We start from the raw sequence: 17,926 nt of genomic DNA on the forward strand, positions 1-17,926 counted from the left end.
CAACCGCCTGGTCGGCATCCTCCACGGCTGCCTCAAAACACATACCCCCTACGACCAGGCAACCGCCTGGTCACACCGGCAACACGACCTCGCCGCTTGACATTCCGGCTCCAGGGATGTCTGACCCTGAGAGTCCGATCACGGGCGGCCCGTCGGCGACGAGGCCCTCAGGCCGCCCTCTGTCACAGTCAGGCGGTGCGCAACCGGCGGAGCAGGCCGATCTCGCCGGCGTTCTTCATCAGCTCGATGTTCACCCAGGCCAGCACCTGCCCCAGCGGCAGGTCCCCGCCGGCGAACCAGCCGCTGCGCGCGGTGGAGCCGAGATCGTCCTCGGTCAGTGAATCCAGCGCCTCGGCCCAGCGATCACGACACGCCGTCAGCCAAGCGACCCCGGCCTCCGCGCTGCCCGGCCACGGTGTCACCGCCGCGCTCGCGGTGAAGTCGAGGGTCTTCCCCGAAGCGTACGCGTCGCCGAAGGTGTGGCTGTAGGCGTGGTCCCACCAGAAGCCGACGTGCCACATCACCCAGCCGACGCTCGTCATCGGGACCGGATCGGGCTCCGGCATGGCCCAGTCGGCGGCCCAGGAACCGTCAGATTGCGGGCGCACCGACCAGGAGCCGGGGGCCGGCTCCCACACACACTCCTCATCGGTCAGTTTCTCAAGGTTGAGCGCCGTCAGCGACCAGGACACGTCGAGCTGCCAGCGCAAGAGGGGAATCGCGTTCACCGGGACAACCTACGGCCCGGCCCTGATGATCCACTAATGGTTTTATCCGCGCCCGCCGACGCGGACGCGCGGATCCTCGTCGGCCCCGGGCCCGGCGCGGTGCACCTCGCCGAGGGCGCTCCGAGGCGTGGGCGCGGGCGACCGCGCCGATCGTCGGCCGGGCCAAATTAATGCAGTCGACTCCAAATATAGAGCGCCCGTGCTGACGACCTCCGCGTCATCACCTCTGCCGCCACCCTCGTCGAGATGGTCCACCCTCACGTCAACCGGCCGGCTCTGGAGTGGACGCTGTCCCGCCTTACCATCGAGCCGGTCACCGAACCGATCGCCCGCCACGCCGCCACACTCTTGTCCAACGCCGGCTTGCACGGGCACAAGTACGCCATCGATGCCCTGCTCAGCGCCACCGCCCTCGCTGCCCCTGGCCCCGTCACGGTCCTCACCTCCGACCCCGAGGACCTCGCCGCACTGTGCGGTGTACGCGTTACTGTCATCAAGGTTTGAGCTATGCCCCATGGTTCTGACAGGGTGATCATGACCCTATCGCCGATCGCCACGATCGCGGTTTGCAGGCCGCAGGCATCGCTCACTCGAATTGCGGACCCGTTGGCGACAGCGCCGGTACCTTTGGCCGCCGAGTAACGGAGGTTGAAGAACGGCAGGTCGATCACCCCGAGTGTGGGTGTGTCCTTGTCGACCAGCCCCAGAGAGACGCCGCAGAGCGGGATGCCGTGCAGGAAGTTGGCAGTTCCGTCCACAGGGTCCAGTACCCATGTCAGGCCGTCGCCCATACGGCTGACGCCTTTCTCCTCGCCGAGGAATCCGATCTCTGGCGTCTCGCGTGACAGGAACTCCCGTACGGCGTGAGATGGCGGGCCGACCTTCTCGGCAAGGGCGTGTCACCGGGCATGATCGCGAAGGCTTACCGCCTGCTGAGGGCTGTGCTCATGACCGCTGTGGAGGACGACGGGATCATCCCGCGCAACCCATGCCGGATCCGCGGTGCACACGCTGAGCATGCCGAAGAACGTCCAGTGCTGACCGTGCCTCAGGTCTTCGAACTGGCGGACCGCCTCGGCCGTCGTCCTTTCGGCAACGTGCGCAAGGTCAAGGACGCCCGGCGGTGATCGGCGGTTCGCGACTTGGGCGTGAATATGAGCGGTCGTAAGGGACTATTCGCCGCAGGCGCGCCCAGAAGTCCGCTGCGGAGCCGATGGAACGCCGAGGCGCTGGATCGCGTCGCGGGGCAACCTTCTCGCGCCCCGGCGGCGTAGGACGGGTGACTGTCGTTTTGAGGGAGGCCGGTGAATGGCGGATCGGTCGGAGTACGACGCGTTCGTTGCGGCGGTGTGGCAACGGTTGCTCCGTACCGCCTACCTGCTGACCAGGGACTGGGCGGTGGCCGAGGACTTGGTGCAGACGGCGCTGATGAAGGCGTGGCTGGCTTGGCCGCGCTTGGGGAACGAACGCGAGGCGTACGTCCGCAAAATCATCGTCAATGTGCACGTGTCGTGGTGGCGGCGGCGCTGGAGACAGGTGGAGGTCACGACCGGATCGCCGCCTGACCGAACACAGGCGGCCGACGACATGGGACAGGCCGATGAGCGCGAATTCGTCTGGCAGGCGCTTGGACGGCTGCCCGCCCGGCAGCGAGCTGTGGTGGTGCTGCGGTTCTTCGAGGACATGACTGAGGCCCAGGCCGCCGAGACGCTGGGGTGCAGCGTGGGGACGGTCAAAAGCCAGACCAGTAAGGCGCTGGCCAAACTGCGGGTCGACGACTCGTTCGCGTCCACGTTCGTGAGAAGGGGGTAAGCCTTATGCCCATCAACCGGCGAGATCTCCATGACCTTCTGGAGGAGCGCAGCCGTCCGGCGGTCGAGCGCCCGATCCCGTGGGAGTCGCTGCGGACACGGGTGCGTGGCGTCCGGCGCCGCCGTTTCACCGCCGTCACCGCCGTCGCCGTCGCAGGCTTCGCAGCTGTGGCGGTCGTGGCGTCGGGGAGCCTGCTGAACCTGCGCGGGCCTTACGAAGACGGCCAGATCATCGCGTCCGTCGCCGGCCAGATCCCGGCTCAGTTCCAGGAGGCGGACGGGACGGTCTACCGCAGGGTCGCCACGGCGACGCTCGATGCCCCCCGCAAGAAGTCGGTGACGTTCGACGTGGAGGTGCGAGGCAAGCCTCTGGCGGTCCTGGCGGACTGCCCTACGGAGTCCATGTTCATGATGCCGCACGTCACCGTACGGGTGCCGGGCGTATCCAAGGTGTTCACCCTGTCGCCCGGACCCTCCCTGTCGACCGGATGCCAGGGCAACAGGCCGGTCGATGTGATGCCGCTCCCGGCCGGGACGCGCCGGGCGACGTTCACCGTCGAAGCACCCAAGGGGTTCGAGAACGTCGCTCCGCACGAGCGCCTGGAGAGATGGCGGTTCGGCGTCTACGAGTGGACGCCTCCTGCCACGATGAAGGCCGCGTCGCCACCGGCCGAGCCGCCCGCGGCTTTCGGGGGGCGGCCACCCGAGTTCAACCTGATCACGAAGAAGAGCGACACCTGGCCGGCTGCCCGCGAAGTGACGATCATCGTGCCGAACAGGGGCCGGTCGCTGGCCTTCGTGGTGTACTGCGGAGGCGACATCGCGGGCCGCCTTATCCCGGAGCTCCGAGTGAACGGCCGCCTGATCAAGGGCCCCCTCGACTGCCCCGCCGCGTTCACCAACCGAGGGGGCGGCTACACGGACTTGGGCGGGCCGAAGCCGCGTAACCAGAAGACGGTGACCATTCAAATCCGGCTAGTAGCGAAGATATCTGAATATCGGCAGCGGCCGGGGACGCTGACGGTAGCCGTCTACGAGAAGTCCGGGTGAGCTCCGACCTGGCGAGGCGGCAGCAGCGCGGGCACGACCGCGAGTCCGGAAGGCGGCGATGCGGCCCGGGGCGAGGAAGCGGGCCTTGGTCTGCTCGGCTTGTCCCGGGGCGATGGTGGGCGGGATGATCAGGCATCCACCCCAGCCACCTACGGACCCAGACAGCCGACGCGGCGATCATCCCGGAGCCGGAGAGCCCCCGCCGGAGGCATGGGTCTGAGGGTCACGTCCGGTCGGCTGCGTTCACTCCTCATTCCAGTTGTCGAGGATGATGACGGGTGCCTCTTCTACATCCAGCCATTCGCTTTCAAGGCGCATGCCGGTGGATGCCTCGATCAAGGCGAATGCCGCGCTGAGCTTGCCGCGGTAGTCCTCCGGGTGGAGGCTGTCGAGCATAGGCAGGAAATCGGCCAGGATGTTGGGGTCGCCCTCCTGGATGCGGTGCTCGGCGAAGATGAAGTAGCCCATCCTTGCCTTGATCTCGCCGTTGGCCGCGTAGAGGACCGTGTATCCCCCGAAGGTGTGCCAGGTCGTCATCCATACCCGTGACGACTTGCTGAGTTCGACGAGGATGTGATCGGGTGTGGCGTAGCCGTAGCTGAACTCCAGAAAGCCGTAGGTTCCTTCGCCCTTGAAGGCGAAGAGCACCGGCTGATCCTCCGTATAGGCCCTCTCCGTGGGATATTCCATGGTGCGTTGTTGGGGCTCGCGGCCTCCGTTCAGCCGCAGCAGGAGGTCGTCCACGGTGATCTCTTCGTCCAGTGGTTGCACAACGGTCCAGCAGAGCGCGTCCTCTAACCACTGGTGCCGGTCGAAGAGATTGCGGTAGTGATCGATCACGGTGCTGATTGTCGCGGAAGACACCAGGCGGCGGCGTGGCAACCGTGCTCGGAGCGTTCGGTCGGTGCGGCGGGGCCGGCGCGCGGTGCCTGGCCCGGTGTCCCGCCGCCGTCCGGGACCGGCCACCAGGCCGCACGCCCGGACGGCGGGCGGGCGGAGGGCCGGGGGTGCGGCGCCGCGCCGCCGCCATGGGCCTGCCCGGTCTCCACCTCCATGATCTACGTCACACGGGCAACATGTTCGCCGCCGAGTCCGGTGCCGGGCTCAAGGACCTGATGGCCAGGATGGGTCACGACAACGTGAGGGCCGCGATGATCTACCAGCATGCCGTACGTGGTGCCGACGAGGTGATCACCGATGCGATCAACAGGCGGCTCGAAACGCGGGACGACGGCCAGCAGGACGAGGCGCCCACCGGATGATCCCGAAGCTAATGGCCCGCTAATGGCCCGAGAAGATCGAACAGCCCCAACAAAGATCAAGGCCCGGGTCGGGAAAGCATCCCTGACCTGGGCCTTGGTGTGTGGAGCGGGTGACGGGAATCGAACCCGCGCTGTCAGCTTGGGAATCGTATGGATCACGCCTCGTAGGACGGCTGACCTGCGCTTCGGACCGGTTGTGGGTGACCGTGGCTGACCCCTTGTTACCGGGGTTAATGGCACGCTAATGGCACGACGATCAAGTTCGTGGCCTCAGTCGTTGTCACCATGAAGGCCTGATGACACGAGCAGCTGTCCCACGCGGTGCCTCACCTGTGACGGCGTACTTGAAGAAGCCTCAAGGTCATGCTCGGTCCCGTTGTTGATCCGCTTGGCGACCTTGTTGTGCGGGTAACCTCGAAGTCCCTCAGGGCTCTCCACCGCGGCGACGTTCTCGGTGGTGCAGTACACCCGCATCCAGTCGCTATATAGAGGCGGCGTCTCAGTCGTCTTCCTTGGCGGCTTCTGTGCGAAGTCGAGCAGCATGGTTGGATAACCGGCATGACGGATTGGTCCCGGCTTACACATGCCCATGGCTCCGCGGAGAACGTTCCCGAACTGCTCGATCAGCTCGTACCGGATTCCCGCGCCGCAGTGTGGGACGAGCTGTGGTCGTGCATCTGCCACCAGATGACCGTCTACCCGGCGAGCTTCGCCGCGCTTCCACGTCTGGCCGAGATCGCCCGAAGTTGGGCCCCTGCCGACCGCACGATGATCCTCTCCCTGTGTGGCTCGATCGTGGCCGGGGCGAGACAGCCACACGGAGCCGGGGACGTGCGCATGATCCATGCTGCGGAGATCGAGGAACTGCTGCGCTTGACCAATGAGACCATGCATGCCGCGATCGACGAGGACTCGTTCATCTACATGCTGCAGGCGGTGCTTGCCTTCGAGGACGTGCCGGTGTGGGACGAAATGCTGGAGCAGTTGCTGCAAGGGGAGTACGAGCTGGAGAACTGTCCCGGCTGCGGTGTCCATCTTCTCGTCGCGATTGGTGCGGACGGCTATTTCGCTACCTCGGGTGACTACGCGATCGAGGACGACCCTGCCAAGGGCGAGCTGGCTCCCGCAGTTCCCTCCGAGCTTGACCATGTGGCGCGCCGAATGTACGACACGGCCCAGAGTCTCGGCCGGGAGAACCTCACGACGAGACTGCTTTACCTCTTCGGAAATGCGACCTGCCCCGACTGCCGGACGACGTTCCAAGTGGCCGACCAAGTGATCAAGCAGTACAGCTAGGCCCCGGGTTGGGAATCATCCGTTGACCTGGGCCTTTGCGCGGGTGGCGGGGATCGAACCCGCGCTGTCAGCTTGGGAATCATCTACTGACCTTGCTGCCCTGAGCTGGGAAAACAGGAGTGCAGGTCAGGGTGGGTCGAGTCCCCGTGATTCCCCGTGAATAACCGTGGTTCCCCGCCTGTTCTGGCACGCATCTGGCACGGGAAACGCGCTCGTCGTCCATCCCTTGACGGCAGTCTGGTTGCGCTGCCGCTGATAGCTGATCTTGTCGGTGGCGGAGTTTATGCTTCCCGTCCATGACCAGAGACGAGACTTCTGTCGTGCAGGTCAAGCAGCTGGAGGTGGAGGTGGATTACAGCCAGGTTTATCTCGTGGATGAGGGGTGTGATACGTCCGGCCAGTTCGACGACGTGCCGGGCCACCCTGTGGGAATCATCCGAGTGGAGACAGGCAAGGCTATCTTGATCGTGGGCCCTCAGTGGGGACCGGTGGAGTTCACGGTGGCTGCCGCCGATCGGGATCCTGGTGCCGACCTCGACGGCTACGAAGACATCGTCGAGATCAGCTACGAGTCCCCATCGGGTCGGCTTTCGCTGCAGGAGTGGGGAGGAGGGAGGACGTATCCTCTTCCTCCGCTGTCCGCCGGTCCCGGAACATATCGTTTGCGATACCACGTCAGAGGTATGGACGAAGAAATCGCAATCGAAATAGGTGATCACTACTTCCTGCAGATCTGGCCTGAACCGCCACATTATCCCACCGTGCTCAAATCAACGAGTTCATCCTTTCAATGTTGGCTGAACCCTGGATGATCCAGGCAAGCTGGCGTGGAATAGAGCGATCTGCATTGTCAGCTTGGGAAGTCTCTAACGCACCTGGTCGCTGAGCTGGGAAGACGTTGACCTGCGGGGGAGTGCTTCGGTTACCCGTCATTCCCCGTGAGTTCCCCTTGCTCCCTCTACTGACGGGCACGGGAACATCTGCTCCTTCGTCGCCCTGATGCTCGGTGGGCTGGGACTGAGGTACGAAGTCCCGGACCGTCGATCGCCCCCAGCCCTGTAGAAAGATCAGCCACCGCCGGGCGATCGTGAGGGTAGTAGCCGCGCTGATTGAGGCACATGAAGTGGGCTTCGATTACAGAGACGGTGCCGGCGTGGACTTTGAGCCATACCCCCAGTTCCTGACGGCAGCCGATACCGCGCAGTGGTGGCGGGCCTGGATGGGAAACCCCTCTGTCGATGGAGCCGAGTTTCGGGTGTTCGGGCAGGACGGTACTGGCGGTATGGCGGCGTTCTGGCTCGTCCGCAGCGGTGAGCCGCTCACGCAGCAGCCGGTGGTCTTCCTCGACTCTGAGGGCAGGACTGGGCTCGTAGCCCGCAACCTGGACGGCTACCTATGGCTGATTGCGGCCGGATTCGGCCCGTTCGAAGCAATGATGTACCCGACACATGAGCATGAGCCGCGCGCTGACGCGAGACTGACGCAGATCGCCGAACGCTGGGCACCGTCAGCCCGCCAGCCCGCGGCCGAGGTGATAGGCACCGCGCGGCAGGAGTTCCCGTACTTCGACGAGACGGTGGAGTCACTGTGTCGCTGAGGGACCGCTCGTCACCCTGGCTAATGGCACGCTAATGGCACGACGATCAAGGCTCTGAGCTGGGCTCGGCAAGGGACTCGGCGGCGATCGTGCGGAGTCGCGTGATCTCGGCGAAGATCTCTTGGTCGCTGAGCACGGACATGACGGTGAGCCCTTGCGGTCCCGGTTCGCTGTGGTACTTGCGGAGTGAGAAGCAGAGGCTGGCTCGGAGGTCTGCCAGTTCCCGGCGGAGCGCGTCGCGTTCGTTGGTCAGCTCTTCTACGTCGTCCAGGGTGAAGTGCGTCTGGGTGGGGCCGTCCATGGTCCTGTCGTGCTGGCCGGGATCCCAGAAGATGTCGACCTCGACGCCTTCAAGAGGGTCGCCACCGGGTGTCGCGTCTTGGGTGGTGGTCACGTTGAGATCTTCTATGCGGAGGGACCAATCCCCGGCGTTGACGTCGACCACGACGGGGGTTTCGCCGGGCAGGCCGGTGAGGTAGTCGAGGAGTTGGCGGACGGTGAGCATAGGCGCAGGGTGGCATGGACTGCGCACCTACGTACACTCCGCCCGTCTGATCATCCCGTCCGCCGTCGACCCGCCCGAAGGGGAAGCGGGACAGGGCCAGGGGTCAAGGTGGAGCGCCCCGCGGACGAACGACCTTGACCCCTGGCCCTGGTCTGCTCGGCTTGTCCCGGGTCGATGGCGGGAGGGATGATCAGGCCCTTACCTCAACTGTTGAGGACCGGATGGCTTTCGCGGGTCCTCGGCGATCATCCCGGAGCCGGAGTGCCCCCGCGCCTGAGACGAAAAGATCGAATGACCTACACTCTGCCGCACTAGGTGACGGCAAAGGAACCACGATGTCCCTCGACAATCACGTGAAGGTCATCTTTCCCTTGGAACGAGACGAGGACGATTGGCCGCCAGCGGGTGAGGAGTCCATATGGGCGGAGGTCACCGACGAGCCGGAGGTTGTACGCCTGGCGAACACGCCGTTCTTTGTGCGTGGGGTGGCTTGGGGTGATCGGGTCCACGTACGCCGAGACGCTAACGATGGGTCCTGGCAGTACGAGGCGTTAGTTCAGGAGTCGGGTCACTCGACGGTGCGCATCGTGCTATCTGACGAGGGATACGTGTCAAAGATCCATGCCAAACTGGCGGAGTTGGGATGTGAGTGGACGGGCATCCGCGCGTTCCCCAACTTAATCGCGGTTGATGTTCCTCCGGGCCTCCCCTACGGTCCGCTTCGGGCCTGGCTCGATGAGGGGGAAAAGGCCGATCGCCTTGGGTTCGAGGAAGGATGCATTTCTGCTCACCACCGCGCAGGCTGGGATCAGACGCGCTGAGCACTGACCTCTACGCCGGGGATCGATGGCGGATGCATGCATTGAAGGTCTACCGCGGACCGTATTGGTGCGACCCGAGCTGCTGCCGGCCGGGACCGGCCCCCAGGCCGCATGCCCGGCCGGCGAGCGGGCGTTGGGCGCGAGGCGGCGCGGAGCGACGCCCTTGATACCCATGAGATCAATTCGGCAATGTTGCGGGCATGGCTGAGTTCATCGAGGTGCACGTGACGGCCGGTGATCGGGATGAGGCCGAGCGGATGTGTTCGGCAGTGGTGGAGCGGCGGCTGGCGTCGGCTGCCCAGGTGGTCGCGCCGATCTCCTCGACCTACTGGTGGGCGGGTGAGGTCCGGCGGTCGGAGGAGTGGCTGGTGTTCATGAAGACCACCGGTGATCGCTTCGAGGAACTGGCGGCCTGTGTGCGAGAGCTGCACTCCTATGAGGTGCCACAGATCATCGCCGTCCCGCTGGTGTACGGCACGGCCGACTACTTGGAATGGATCAGGCGGGAGACGTCCCCCGGGACCGGCGGGTGGCGATGATGTCGCCGAGGAGTTCCCGGGCGGCCTGGTCGGGCCTGGTGGCGAGTGCCTGTTCCACCTTGGCGAGGTGTTTCATGCCCCAGGTGGATTCGGAGCGCTGGGCGGCTTCCAGGGAACGGCGGGCGTAGGAGACGCCCTCGCTCACGTCGCCGATCTGGAGTTGGGCTTGGGCGATGTCGGCGTAGATGACGGCGACTATCTTGCGGTCGGAGTCCTGGGCGGCCGAGGACAGAGCGGCTTGCCCGGCCTCGATCACGCGGCGTTCGTCGCCGAGTCGTACGTAGGTTGAGAGCTGGAAGGCAGCGATGCGGCCGGGGTCGAGGAAGCGGGTCCAGGCGCGCTCACGGTGGGGGCGGGCTCGGCTGTATGCCTCTTCCGCCCGGTGCAGGCGGTCGATGGCCTGCCGGTCGCCGAGGCCGGCCAGTTCTTCGGCTTCGCGGCACAGCAGCCATGCGCGTGTGGCGTCGTCGCCGTCCGCGGGGAGGTACGCCTGTGCCTGTCGCAGGACGTCGACGGCGGCTCGGCCTTCGACGGCGTAGGACTTGTAGCCCAGGCCGCACGCCTGGATGACCGGGTGTCCGCTCTCCTTGGCGGTCAGGGCGGCGACGCGATCGAATGAGGCAGACTGGCCGGGCTGTTTGAGGTCCCAGGCGATCCAGGCGGCCAGGGTGGCGGCTTCTCCGGCGCTGGCGGCCAGGCGGCGGCGGTACCGGTCGGCAGGGTTGCCGTGGAGCAGGGTGCTCAGTTCGTTGATATGGCCGGTGAGCCCTTGGTAGATCGTCCTGGCGGGGAGTACCGATTCCAGCCGGTGGAAGCCGATGGTCCGGGCCTCCAGGCGTTCCACGATGTCCTCGTCGAGCGACTGCGGGCCGCTAAGGGCGCGTGACAGCCGCTCCCAGGGGTCGGTGATGCTGGCGCCGACTTCGGCGGTCATACCGGCGGCCAGGAGCAACATGGTTCTTCGGTCCATGCGGGTGTCCAGCCTTCCCACTACCCAGGCCAGCGTCGGGAGATCGATATCTCCGGGATCGCCCGTCTGGTGGTCGTCCACAGCAACTTGTCCCACGGTAGGCAGGGCACTTGCTGGGGTTCCATCCCGACGCGGGATGCGTGTGGGCTGGGCAGGTGCCAGGCCAAGGGTCATGCGGGCGGGGTCGGGCAGGTGCAGGCCGTCGGCGATGCGCTCGATGACCTCGAACGAGGTGACCTGCACGGTTCCTTTCATGATTTCGCTGATCTTGCCCTGGCTGAGGTTCACCGCGACGCCGATGCGGGTCTGGCTGACTCCGGCGTACTGGCGGACCAGTCGCAAAATTGTGCCGATGTCGCGATTTCGGAGGGCTGTGAGCATTTCGGGGCGTTGCCAGAGGTCAGCCGGTATGACGACCGGTTGTGCCGCATGTGCGGGCATCTGCCTTATCCCCTTGCGTCCTTGGACTGGCGGTAGTCCAACGCTCACGGCTTGGAGTCATCCCGTCAAGGGATACCGGCCATCCGGCGCAGGGATGTCGCCTCGGGATGGGATGCGTATCCCCTGGTGAAGAACCTTGATCCATGACGACCAAGGGGGAGCCGAGAAGCGAGAGGTGCCGAGCCTGCCGGGGTAAGGGCTGGCGCTGGGTCCGCAAGAGCCGGGCCGGTGCCGGGCAGCGCCTGGACGGCGGGGCGATCGAGCTGGGGCAGGTCGGCTGCTTTGAGTGCTCTGGTGTGGGGAGACGGCGGGTGGCGTGATGGAGATCATCATGAGCTGTATGAGCCCGCATGTGTCGCTGGCTCGGCGGGATCACATGCGGCTGGTCTGGCAGGAGCCGTATCACGGTGTGGAGCGGGTCCGGGTGCTGTTGTGGACATGTGACTGCCGGGCAACGGTCTATGAGCTGTGCCAGGCGGGCGGGCAGACGTTCCTGCGCCGGACGCTGCGGTTCGAGAAGGAACGGCAGGTGCACGAGACGTACCGGTGGACGTTCGCGCAGGCGTACGAAATCTGGGTGGCGTTGCTCTGCGGCGCGGCCCGGTAAGTCCTGGTGACGGTGTCCTGTCGGTTGAAGGGGTTCGCATGGGCAACATGCGCTGCTAGCCTGCTTGGCTAGGCAGGCATGTTGATTGTGGGGCTCTGATGACGTTTGAATATACGCCGCCGAAGTATGCGCAACTGATCGCGGAGCTGGAACGGCGCATCGATTCGGGCGAGTACCCGCCGGGTTCCCCGCTGCCCAGCGAACACCAGCTCATGGCGGAGTTCGGGATGGCCCGCCCGACCGTGGTCAAGGCGCTGGGCGTACTACGCGATCAAGGCTGGATCGTCACGCATCAGGGCAAGGGCCGCTTTGTGCGCGGGCGTCCCGCGATGCCGACCGCCCAGCAGGTCAGGACCGGGCGTGAGCTGCTGGATCGGAACGAGGCCCAGGTATCCGGGCGGCTGCTCAGTGCCGGTGAGGTGGAGGCGCCCAACAGGATCGCGACCTATCTCGGCATCAAGCCCGCCTCGCCGGTCGTGCTGCGCCGGTCGTTGGTGGAGCATGACGGGGAGCCGATCGAGATCTCTTCGGCGTGGCTGCCGGTCGCGGTGGCTGACGGTACGGCGCTGGCCGAGTCCGCCGATCTCAAGCACGGGGTCCGCCGGTATGTGGAGAGCGCGGCCGGCGCTTCCCTGGATCACATCGTCGAGCACGTCACCGCGCGGAACCCGACCAAGGAGGAGTGTGGCCTTCTCGGGGTGAAGAGTTCAGCCGCGCTGCTGACCGTGTACGCGGTCGCCTGTGACGCGACGGGCAGGCCGTGGGTGGTCGTGGAGACCGTTCTTCCCGGCGATCGTCACGAGCTGGAAGACGCGTATCCGATCTTGTAGCTCCAACTTTCTCGCGAAGCCCGCTTGGTGCACTTGACTGGCCAAGTGGGCTTCGTGCTTAATGGAGTCACACAGCTTGGTCAGTCAAGCAGTCTGACCAGTCAAGAGAGGAGATCGCATTATGGCTATCCAGGGACCCATTCCGGTGACGTTCGGGCAGGTCTTCCCGCACGGCTGCTTCGCCGTGGGAGACGTCGAGCCCGTCAAGGACTTCGAAGCCTCCACCAACGGCCGGTTCGTCCAGGCCAGGGACAAGCAGACGGGCGAACTCGTCTGGCAGATCCCGGTCATGGACGCCGACCCGACCCTCAAGGCGGCACAGAAAACGGTGTCGGTGAAGCTCCTCGGCGCGGTACAGCCGGTTCCCCCGGCGCCGGTGGCGGGCGTGCCGTTCGTCCCGGTGGAGTTCGACGGCCTGACCATCACGCCCTACGTCAACGGCGCGGGACGGCTGGCCTACTCGATCAAGGCGCGGCAGATCCTCGCTCCGCGCACCAACACCAGCACGACCAAGACCACGAGCAAGGAGGCAGCAGCGGCATGACCGGCTTCACCTACACCAGCGTCTCACTGGCACCCGGTTCTGAGCCTCGTGTGGCGATCTCCGTCTTCCTCGATGAGAGCACAGAGGTCAGCTACTTCCCAACTACGCCCGATGGGCGGGCATTCATCGCGATCAAGCACGGCAAGGTGTCCGTGCACCTCGGAATCTCCTCGGACGCCGAGATCATCGATGAAGACCTCCGGCTCGCCCGGGAGCTGCACGACGCGACGGCGCGGTTCCTGGCCGATTGCGAGCGCCTGCACGCCGATCAGGACTCGGCTGCGGCCTGACAGGTAAGCGGGGCCGCTGGAAGCGGCAACTTCCGGCGGCCCCCTGGATCTCTCCCGACACCTCATCAAGAGAGGACATCAGCATATGTGGCGACGACTGCCCGGCGAAGAAACCGCGGGACTGGTCTCCACGAGTCCCGGGACACCGGTCGTGTTCCGGCCCACCGTGGTCCCCACCCCCGCCTTCATCACGATCATCATCTTGACGTGGCGTCTGATCTGGGGCGCCCTCATCACCATCTATCTGCACCCGATTGCGGCAAGCCTCGTAGCCGCGACCGCGACCGCGACGGTAGTGCTCGGCTGGAAAGTCACGCTCTTCGGGGCGGGGGCCGTGGCGTCTGCCCTTGCGCTGTGGGCGAATCTGGCCTTCCCTTCATTCCTCACCTGGGTCGGCTGGCCGCTGCTGGCGTTCTGGCGGTGGCTGTGGATCTACCGGCGTCACTGGCTCGCCGTCGTCGCCGTTTCCGGCCTGGGCCGCTCCCTCAAGGGGCGCGACTTCACTCCCCACCTCGTGGGCGTCCGCTGTGACGGCCAGGTGGACCGGGTGACGGTAAAGATGCTGAAGGGCCAAAGCGACAAGGAGTGGTGCGACCGGAGTCCCAACCTCGCGCACGGCTTCGGCGCTACCTCGTGCCGGGTGTCGGTGGAAAAGGCCGGCCGACTGGTGCTGACCTTCCCGCGCCGTGACCCGCTGGCAGTGCCGTTGCCTGCGCGGCCTCTGCCCGAGTGGCCATCCGTGGGACCGGTGGAGATCGGCCAGTGTGAGGACGGCACGCCGTACAAGCTCAAGGTGCATGGCACGCACATCCTGATCGCCGGAGCGACCGGGGCCGGTAAGGGGTCGTGGCTGTGGTCGGTGATCCGTGGGCTGTTGCCTGCGGCGCGTGCTGGGCTGGTCCAACTGTGGGCGATGGACCCCAAGCTCATGGAGCTGTCATTCGGCCGGTCGCTGTTCCACCGCTACGCCGACGCCCCCGAAGATTGCGCCTACCTGCTCGAAGAGGCCGTGAAGGTCATGCAGGAACGGGCGGCACGGTATGCCGGGGTCCGGCGCAACCACGTCCCGACGATCGCCGACCCGTTCATCTTGCTCCTGGTGGATGAGCTGGCGTTCCTCACCGCGTATCAGGCCGACAAGGGCCTCAAGCAGCGCATCACGGCGGCCCTGGCCACGTTGACGACGCAGGGCCGGGCGGTCGGTGTCGGGGTCATGGCGGCGTTGCAGGACCCGCGCAAGGACGTCGTGTCAATCCGCAACCTGTTCCCCGACAAGGTCGCGCTCAGGCTGGATGAGTCCGAACAGGTGGACATGGTCCTCGGCGACGGCGCTCGGGACCGGGGCGCGCTGGCCGACCTGATCTCACCCGATCCCGCGATCGGCGCGGGCGTCGGATACGTCTGGCTGGAGACCTCGCCCGATCCGGTGCGGGTGCGGGCGGCATACGTGTCGGACAACGACATCCGGCACATGGTCCTGCGCTACGGCCGGGGGACAGGTGAGGCCCTGTGACCCATGCCAATGACCGGAGCATCCCCCGTGCCCTCCGCCAGTCCATGCCCGTCGCGCTCGACGTGGCGGAAGAGATCGCCAAGGTCAACGGGGTGTGTCTCCAGCCGTTGGAGTTCAAGCGCATCGACACCCTGACCGGACAGATCACGCTCATCGATGTCCCGTGCGGGGCCACGCTGGAAAGCAAGTGCGCCCCGTGTGCGAAGCGGAACCGGCAGCTTCGCATGGTCCAGTGCCGGGAAGGCTGGCACCTCGACCACGAACCGGTCACCACCCCGGATGAGCCGACCGACGAACAGTCCTGGCTGGTGGAGTTCCGCGCCGACCTCCAAGCCCAGCGCGACGCCGCCGAAACGGCCGGGCAAGACACCGCCGACCTGGACGCCGCGATCCTGGCCGTGGACGACGAGATCAACGCGGCGGGAATCCGCGGGAACGTGCTGGGCCGGGCGGTCAAGAAGCGCAATCGCTCGACCCGCCGCCGCCAGGACGCCCCCGACCTGCCCAGGCGACCGATGACCAACACAACCCTCGGCCGGACCTTCACCGGCAACGACGGCAAGGTCTACCGGCCCTCGATGTTCATCACCCTGACCCTGCCCTCCTACGGCAAGATCCGAGACGGCGCGCCCATCGACCCATCGGCGTACGACTACCGGGCGGCTGCTCGCGACGCGTTGCACTTCTCCAAGCTGGTGGACCGGTTCGTGCAGAACCTGCGCCGGGTGGCCGGGTATGACGTGCAGTACTTCGCCACCGTCGAACCTCAAAAGCGGTTCGCCCCTCATCTGCACCTGGCGATGCGGGGCACCCTGCCTAGGGCCGATGTCCGGGCTGTCGTCGCGGCGACGTATCACCAGGTGTGGTGGCCACCGGCCGACCGGGTCCTCTTCGAGGGTGACCACCTGCCGGTGTGGGTGGAACGGGAAGACGGCACACAGCAGGCCGGGGACTACTGCGACCCCGCGACCGGCGAAGTCCTGCCCACCTGGGACCAGGCGCTTGACCTCCTGGACGCCGACCCGGACGCCGAACCCCTGCACGTGGTCCGCTTCGGCACCCAAGTGGACGTGCAAGGCATCCTCGCCGGGTCGTCCGACGCAGACACCCAGATACGTTACCTGTCGAAGTACCTGACCAAGTCCCTTGGCGTCGGCTCCCTCGACCCCGAACAGGCCACCTACCAGGCCCGGCGGGACCACGCGGCCCGGCTGTGTGACGCGCTGCGGTACGAACCGTGCTCACCCTCGTGCCCGAACTGGCTGCGCTACGGAGTACAGCCCAAGGGCGCCAAGCCCGGGATGGTGCCGGGCCGGTGCAGGTCCAAGGCGCACAAGCCCGATCACCTCGGCTACGCCGGGCGGCGGGTGCTGGTCAGCCGCAAGTGGTCGAACAAGACCCTGGCCGAACACCGCGCCGACCGCCGTACCTGGGTCCTGGAAGCCCTCGGCCTCGATGCCGGCCAGTCTCCGCCGGACCCGCACCGGTTCATCTGGTGTCCCGTCCCGGCCGGGGACCCGAGTGCCACACCACGAGCGAAACGGCTGCTACGCGGGGTGGCCGAACGCTTCCGGTGGCGCAGATCGATGGAAGAGCTACAGGCCAGAGCGGAGGGACCACCGATCACGGATCTTTCGGCAATGCGGGGGGCCGCATGACACGGAAGACCACGACCGAGCCGACCAGTGCGCTCCCGGAGCTGGCGCGGGGACGGCTGCTCACCGTCCAAGAGGCCGCCGAACGGCTCAACACCACGGTTCGCTTCCCTCGCCGTCTCATCGAAGAGCGGCGCATCACCTTCGTCCACGTCGGACGCAACGTCCGCATCCCCGAAGCCGCGCTAGAGGCGTTCATCGCGGCCGGGGTCGTCCAGCCGATCACCACCACACGACGCAGAAAGGTTGCCTGATGACCACGACCACGAAGGACGAGCCCCGGCGTTCCACGGCCAAGAAGGGGAGCATGAAGCGGCGCTTCGGTCGCGTTCGGCAACTCCCGTCCGGACGGTGGCAGGCTCGATACAAGGGGCCTGACGGGCTGGACAGGGCGGCTCCTGAGACCTTCTCGACCAAGCGGGACGCCGAGGTCTGGCTGACCAAGAAGGAAGCCGAGATCATCGAGGGCGGCTGGACGAACCCGGACCTCGGCAAAGTCGCGTTCAAGGACTACGGCGAGGGCTGGGTGAGTGAGCGGCCTGGCCTGCGTCCCAAGACGGTGCAGCTCTACGAGGGTCTGCTTCGGATTCATCTCGTCCCGATCTTCGGCGGCATGGCCGTCAACGAGATCAAGGCCGCTCACGTGCGTAAATGGCGAAAGACGCTGTTGGACAACGGGGTCGGGCCGGTGACCGTGGCCAAGGCGTACCGGCTGCTCAAGGCGATCATGAACACGGCGGTCGAGGACCAGATGATCAAGACCAATCCGTGTCAGATCAAGGGCGGTGGCAAGGAGGAGTCTCCCGAGCGGCCGACGCTCACGGTGGAACAGGTCTACGCGCTGTCAGGTGCGATCGAGCCGCACTTCCGGGCGCTGGTGCTGGTGGCGACGTTCGGCAGTCTGCGGTGGGGGGAGTTGGCCGCGCTCAGGCGGAAGAACGTCGATCTGGAGAAGGGGACGGTCCGGATCGTGGAGAGCACGACGGACCTGCGAGATGGCTCGGTGGTCCTGGGGCCGCCGAAGTCCGCGGCGGGTGTGAGGACGGTGGCCCTGCCGTCCTTCGTCGTCTCCGCGCTCCGGACGCACATGGACAGGTACACGGCGGATCACGGTGAGGCGTTCGTCTTCCTCGGTGCCAAGAGGGCCGTGTTGCGGCGGGCCGCCTTCTCGCGTCCGTGGGCGAAGGCGCTCAAGCGTGCCGGGTTGTCGGGGATTCACCTTCATGATCTGCGTCACACGGGGAACGTGTTCGCGTCCCGGTCCGGGGCGACGTTGCGGGAGTTGATGGACCGGATGGGGCACTCCACCACGCGGGCCGCGCTGATCTATATGCATACGGAGAACGGGCGAGACCGGGCCATCGCGGACGGCATGGGGAAGATCGCGGAAGAGGTCATGCGGAAAGCGGCGGAAGAGGGATCGGGCACGTAGCGGGCACGGAAGATCGAGAAGGCCCAAGAAATCAT

At 66.1% G+C, this 17,926-nt stretch carries 23 protein-coding genes and 1 pseudogene; 18 read left to right on the top strand and 6 right to left on the bottom strand.

The annotated features are described in order from the left end of the window. Nucleotides 1-188: 188 nt before the first annotated feature. A complete protein-coding gene (locus QSK26_RS26650; RefSeq protein ID WP_285778000.1) occupies nucleotides 189-728 on the bottom strand; it encodes a DinB family protein in 540 nt (179 codons plus the stop codon). 246 nt (nucleotides 729-974) lie between these two features. Between QSK26_RS26650 and QSK26_RS26655 the strand changes: the two genes are divergently transcribed. Beyond that, complete coding sequence (locus QSK26_RS26655) at nucleotides 975-1,232, top strand: PIN domain-containing protein (RefSeq protein ID WP_285778001.1); 258 nt, start codon at nucleotides 975-977, stop codon at nucleotides 1,230-1,232. Between the two features lie 59 nt (nucleotides 1,233-1,291). Here QSK26_RS26655 and QSK26_RS26660 read toward each other — a convergent pair. After that, a pseudogene (locus tag QSK26_RS26660) lies at nucleotides 1,292-1,576 on the bottom strand (inositol monophosphatase family protein); the annotation flags it as partial. A 15-nt stretch (nucleotides 1,577-1,591) separates the two neighbouring features. Between QSK26_RS26660 and QSK26_RS26665 the strand changes: the two are divergent. From QSK26_RS26665 to QSK26_RS26675, 3 genes are all read left to right on the top strand, one after another. Next, nucleotides 1,592-1,855, top strand: a complete 264-nt coding sequence (locus QSK26_RS26665) for a site-specific integrase (RefSeq protein ID WP_285778002.1) — start codon at nucleotides 1,592-1,594, stop codon at nucleotides 1,853-1,855. A 181-nt stretch (nucleotides 1,856-2,036) separates the two neighbouring features. Then, nucleotides 2,037-2,540 (top strand): SigE family RNA polymerase sigma factor, encoded by a 504-nt coding sequence (locus QSK26_RS26670; RefSeq protein WP_285778003.1) that lies wholly within the window; start codon nucleotides 2,037-2,039, stop codon nucleotides 2,538-2,540. Nucleotides 2,541-2,545: 5 nt separating this feature from the next. Continuing rightward, nucleotides 2,546-3,589 (top strand): hypothetical protein, encoded by a 1,044-nt coding sequence (locus tag QSK26_RS26675; RefSeq protein WP_285778004.1) that lies wholly within the window; start codon nucleotides 2,546-2,548, stop codon nucleotides 3,587-3,589. Nucleotides 3,590-3,832: 243 nt separating this feature from the next. Here the strand turns inward: QSK26_RS26675 and QSK26_RS26680 are convergent, their stop codons facing one another. Next, the gene (locus QSK26_RS26680) at nucleotides 3,833-4,429 is read right to left on the bottom strand and encodes a hypothetical protein (protein ID WP_285778005.1); all 597 of its coding nucleotides are present in this window, start codon (nucleotides 4,427-4,429) and stop codon (nucleotides 3,833-3,835) included. A 167-nt stretch (nucleotides 4,430-4,596) separates the two neighbouring features. Here QSK26_RS26680 and QSK26_RS26685 point away from each other — a divergent pair, with 167 nt between their 5' ends. Further along, complete coding sequence (locus tag QSK26_RS26685; RefSeq protein WP_285778006.1) at nucleotides 4,597-4,851, top strand: site-specific integrase; 255 nt, start codon at nucleotides 4,597-4,599, stop codon at nucleotides 4,849-4,851. A 270-nt stretch (nucleotides 4,852-5,121) separates the two neighbouring features. Here the strand turns inward: QSK26_RS26685 and QSK26_RS26690 are convergent, their stop codons facing one another. Continuing rightward, the gene (locus tag QSK26_RS26690; protein ID WP_285778007.1) at nucleotides 5,122-5,394 is read right to left on the bottom strand and encodes a hypothetical protein; all 273 of its coding nucleotides are present in this window, start codon (nucleotides 5,392-5,394) and stop codon (nucleotides 5,122-5,124) included. A 15-nt stretch (nucleotides 5,395-5,409) separates the two neighbouring features. Between QSK26_RS26690 and QSK26_RS26695 the strand changes: the two genes are divergently transcribed. The 3 genes from QSK26_RS26695 to QSK26_RS26705 all read left to right on the top strand — a co-directional run bounded on the left by QSK26_RS26695 (nucleotide 5,410) and on the right by QSK26_RS26705 (nucleotide 7,744). Then, complete coding sequence (locus QSK26_RS26695) at nucleotides 5,410-6,147, top strand: hypothetical protein (protein ID WP_285778008.1); 738 nt, start codon at nucleotides 5,410-5,412, stop codon at nucleotides 6,145-6,147. 296 nt (nucleotides 6,148-6,443) lie between these two features. Continuing rightward, a complete protein-coding gene (locus tag QSK26_RS26700; protein WP_285778009.1) occupies nucleotides 6,444-6,959 on the top strand; it encodes a hypothetical protein in 516 nt (171 codons plus the stop codon). A gap of 311 nt (nucleotides 6,960-7,270) precedes the next feature. After that, nucleotides 7,271-7,744 carry an SMI1/KNR4 family protein gene (locus QSK26_RS26705; protein WP_285778010.1) on the top strand — a complete coding sequence of 158 codons (474 nt, stop codon included), beginning with the start codon at nucleotides 7,271-7,273 and terminating at the stop codon, nucleotides 7,742-7,744. 46 nt (nucleotides 7,745-7,790) lie between these two features. Here QSK26_RS26705 and QSK26_RS26710 read toward each other — a convergent pair whose 3' ends face one another. Then, nucleotides 7,791-8,249: a hypothetical protein gene (locus tag QSK26_RS26710; RefSeq protein WP_285778011.1), complete on the bottom strand. Its 459-nt coding sequence runs from the start codon at nucleotides 8,247-8,249 to the stop codon at nucleotides 7,791-7,793. Between the two features lie 335 nt (nucleotides 8,250-8,584). Here QSK26_RS26710 and QSK26_RS26715 point away from each other — a divergent pair, with 335 nt between their 5' ends. Both QSK26_RS26715 and cutA read left to right on the top strand, forming a co-directional pair. Then, nucleotides 8,585-9,070, top strand: coding sequence for a DUF4265 domain-containing protein (locus tag QSK26_RS26715; RefSeq protein ID WP_285778012.1), 486 nt, complete (start codon nucleotides 8,585-8,587; stop codon nucleotides 9,068-9,070). A 200-nt stretch (nucleotides 9,071-9,270) separates the two neighbouring features. Continuing rightward, complete coding sequence (gene cutA / locus QSK26_RS26720) at nucleotides 9,271-9,609, top strand: divalent-cation tolerance protein CutA (RefSeq protein WP_285778013.1); 339 nt, start codon at nucleotides 9,271-9,273, stop codon at nucleotides 9,607-9,609. On the opposite strand, the gene QSK26_RS26725 is transcribed toward cutA, so the two are convergent. Continuing rightward, nucleotides 9,569-11,020 carry a helix-turn-helix domain-containing protein gene (locus QSK26_RS26725; protein WP_285778014.1) on the bottom strand — a complete coding sequence of 484 codons (1,452 nt, stop codon included), beginning with the start codon at nucleotides 11,018-11,020 and terminating at the stop codon, nucleotides 9,569-9,571. The genes cutA and QSK26_RS26725 overlap by 41 nt on opposite strands. 340 nt (nucleotides 11,021-11,360) lie before the next feature. Here QSK26_RS26725 and QSK26_RS26730 point away from each other — a divergent pair, with 340 nt between their 5' ends. The 8 genes from QSK26_RS26730 to QSK26_RS26765 all read left to right on the top strand — a co-directional run bounded on the left by QSK26_RS26730 (nucleotide 11,361) and on the right by QSK26_RS26765 (nucleotide 17,891). Then, a complete protein-coding gene (locus QSK26_RS26730) occupies nucleotides 11,361-11,627 on the top strand; it encodes a hypothetical protein (RefSeq protein ID WP_285778015.1) in 267 nt (88 codons plus the stop codon). A gap of 98 nt (nucleotides 11,628-11,725) precedes the next feature. Next, nucleotides 11,726-12,457: a GntR family transcriptional regulator gene (locus tag QSK26_RS26735; protein WP_285778016.1), complete on the top strand. Its 732-nt coding sequence runs from the start codon at nucleotides 11,726-11,728 to the stop codon at nucleotides 12,455-12,457. A 121-nt stretch (nucleotides 12,458-12,578) separates the two neighbouring features. Beyond that, nucleotides 12,579-13,001: a plasmid replication, integration and excision activator gene (locus tag QSK26_RS26740; protein ID WP_285778017.1), complete on the top strand. Its 423-nt coding sequence runs from the start codon at nucleotides 12,579-12,581 to the stop codon at nucleotides 12,999-13,001. Next, the gene (locus QSK26_RS26745) at nucleotides 12,998-13,291 is read left to right on the top strand and encodes a hypothetical protein (protein WP_285778018.1); all 294 of its coding nucleotides are present in this window, start codon (nucleotides 12,998-13,000) and stop codon (nucleotides 13,289-13,291) included. The genes QSK26_RS26740 and QSK26_RS26745 overlap by 4 nt, the downstream gene beginning before the upstream one ends. A gap of 85 nt (nucleotides 13,292-13,376) precedes the next feature. Then, nucleotides 13,377-14,804, top strand: a complete 1,428-nt coding sequence (locus QSK26_RS26750; RefSeq protein ID WP_285778019.1) for an FtsK/SpoIIIE domain-containing protein — start codon at nucleotides 13,377-13,379, stop codon at nucleotides 14,802-14,804. A gap of 44 nt (nucleotides 14,805-14,848) precedes the next feature. Further along, nucleotides 14,849-16,462 carry a replication initiator gene (locus QSK26_RS26755; protein ID WP_285778205.1) on the top strand — a complete coding sequence of 538 codons (1,614 nt, stop codon included), beginning with the start codon at nucleotides 14,849-14,851 and terminating at the stop codon, nucleotides 16,460-16,462. Next, nucleotides 16,459-16,713, top strand: a complete 255-nt coding sequence (locus QSK26_RS26760; RefSeq protein ID WP_285778020.1) for an excisionase family DNA-binding protein — start codon at nucleotides 16,459-16,461, stop codon at nucleotides 16,711-16,713. Before QSK26_RS26755 ends, QSK26_RS26760 begins: the two co-directional genes overlap by 4 nt. Beyond that, on the top strand, nucleotides 16,713-17,891 hold the full coding sequence (locus QSK26_RS26765) for a tyrosine-type recombinase/integrase (RefSeq protein ID WP_285778021.1): 1,179 nt from the start codon (nucleotides 16,713-16,715) through the stop codon (nucleotides 17,889-17,891). Before QSK26_RS26760 ends, QSK26_RS26765 begins: the two co-directional genes overlap by 1 nt. Nucleotides 17,892-17,926 lie beyond the last annotated feature (35 nt).

This window comes from Microtetraspora sp. NBRC 13810, assembly GCF_030268685.1.
Lineage (GTDB): Bacteria > Actinomycetota > Actinomycetes > Streptosporangiales > Streptosporangiaceae > BSRQ01.

Coding starts and splice junctions, on each gene's coding strand:
- QSK26_RS26670 (WP_285778003.1), top strand. CDS start 2,037: ATGGCGGATCGGTCGGAGTACGACGCGTTCGTTGCGGCGGTGTGGCAA.
- QSK26_RS26675 (WP_285778004.1), top strand. CDS start 2,546: ATGCCCATCAACCGGCGAGATCTCCATGACCTTCTGGAGGAGCGCAGC.
- QSK26_RS26765 (WP_285778021.1), top strand. CDS start 16,713: ATGACCACGACCACGAAGGACGAGCCCCGGCGTTCCACGGCCAAGAAG.
- QSK26_RS26755 (WP_285778205.1), top strand. CDS start 14,849: ATGCCCGTCGCGCTCGACGTGGCGGAAGAGATCGCCAAGGTCAACGGG.
- QSK26_RS26760 (WP_285778020.1), top strand. CDS start 16,459: ATGACACGGAAGACCACGACCGAGCCGACCAGTGCGCTCCCGGAGCTG.
- QSK26_RS26655 (WP_285778001.1), top strand. CDS start 975: ATGGTCCACCCTCACGTCAACCGGCCGGCTCTGGAGTGGACGCTGTCC.
- QSK26_RS26690 (WP_285778007.1), bottom strand. CDS start 5,394: ATGCTGCTCGACTTCGCACAGAAGCCGCCAAGGAAGACGACTGAGACG.
- QSK26_RS26715 (WP_285778012.1), top strand. CDS start 8,585: ATGTCCCTCGACAATCACGTGAAGGTCATCTTTCCCTTGGAACGAGAC.
- cutA (WP_285778013.1), top strand. CDS start 9,271: ATGGCTGAGTTCATCGAGGTGCACGTGACGGCCGGTGATCGGGATGAG.
- QSK26_RS26725 (WP_285778014.1), bottom strand. CDS start 11,020: ATGCCCGCACATGCGGCACAACCGGTCGTCATACCGGCTGACCTCTGG.
- QSK26_RS26700 (WP_285778009.1), top strand. CDS start 6,444: ATGACCAGAGACGAGACTTCTGTCGTGCAGGTCAAGCAGCTGGAGGTG.
- QSK26_RS26745 (WP_285778018.1), top strand. CDS start 12,998: ATGACCGGCTTCACCTACACCAGCGTCTCACTGGCACCCGGTTCTGAG.
- QSK26_RS26730 (WP_285778015.1), top strand. CDS start 11,361: ATGAGCCCGCATGTGTCGCTGGCTCGGCGGGATCACATGCGGCTGGTC.
- QSK26_RS26735 (WP_285778016.1), top strand. CDS start 11,726: ATGACGTTTGAATATACGCCGCCGAAGTATGCGCAACTGATCGCGGAG.
- QSK26_RS26750 (WP_285778019.1), top strand. CDS start 13,377: ATGTGGCGACGACTGCCCGGCGAAGAAACCGCGGGACTGGTCTCCACG.
- QSK26_RS26695 (WP_285778008.1), top strand. CDS start 5,410: ATGACGGATTGGTCCCGGCTTACACATGCCCATGGCTCCGCGGAGAAC.
- QSK26_RS26710 (WP_285778011.1), bottom strand. CDS start 8,249: ATGCTCACCGTCCGCCAACTCCTCGACTACCTCACCGGCCTGCCCGGC.
- QSK26_RS26740 (WP_285778017.1), top strand. CDS start 12,579: ATGGCTATCCAGGGACCCATTCCGGTGACGTTCGGGCAGGTCTTCCCG.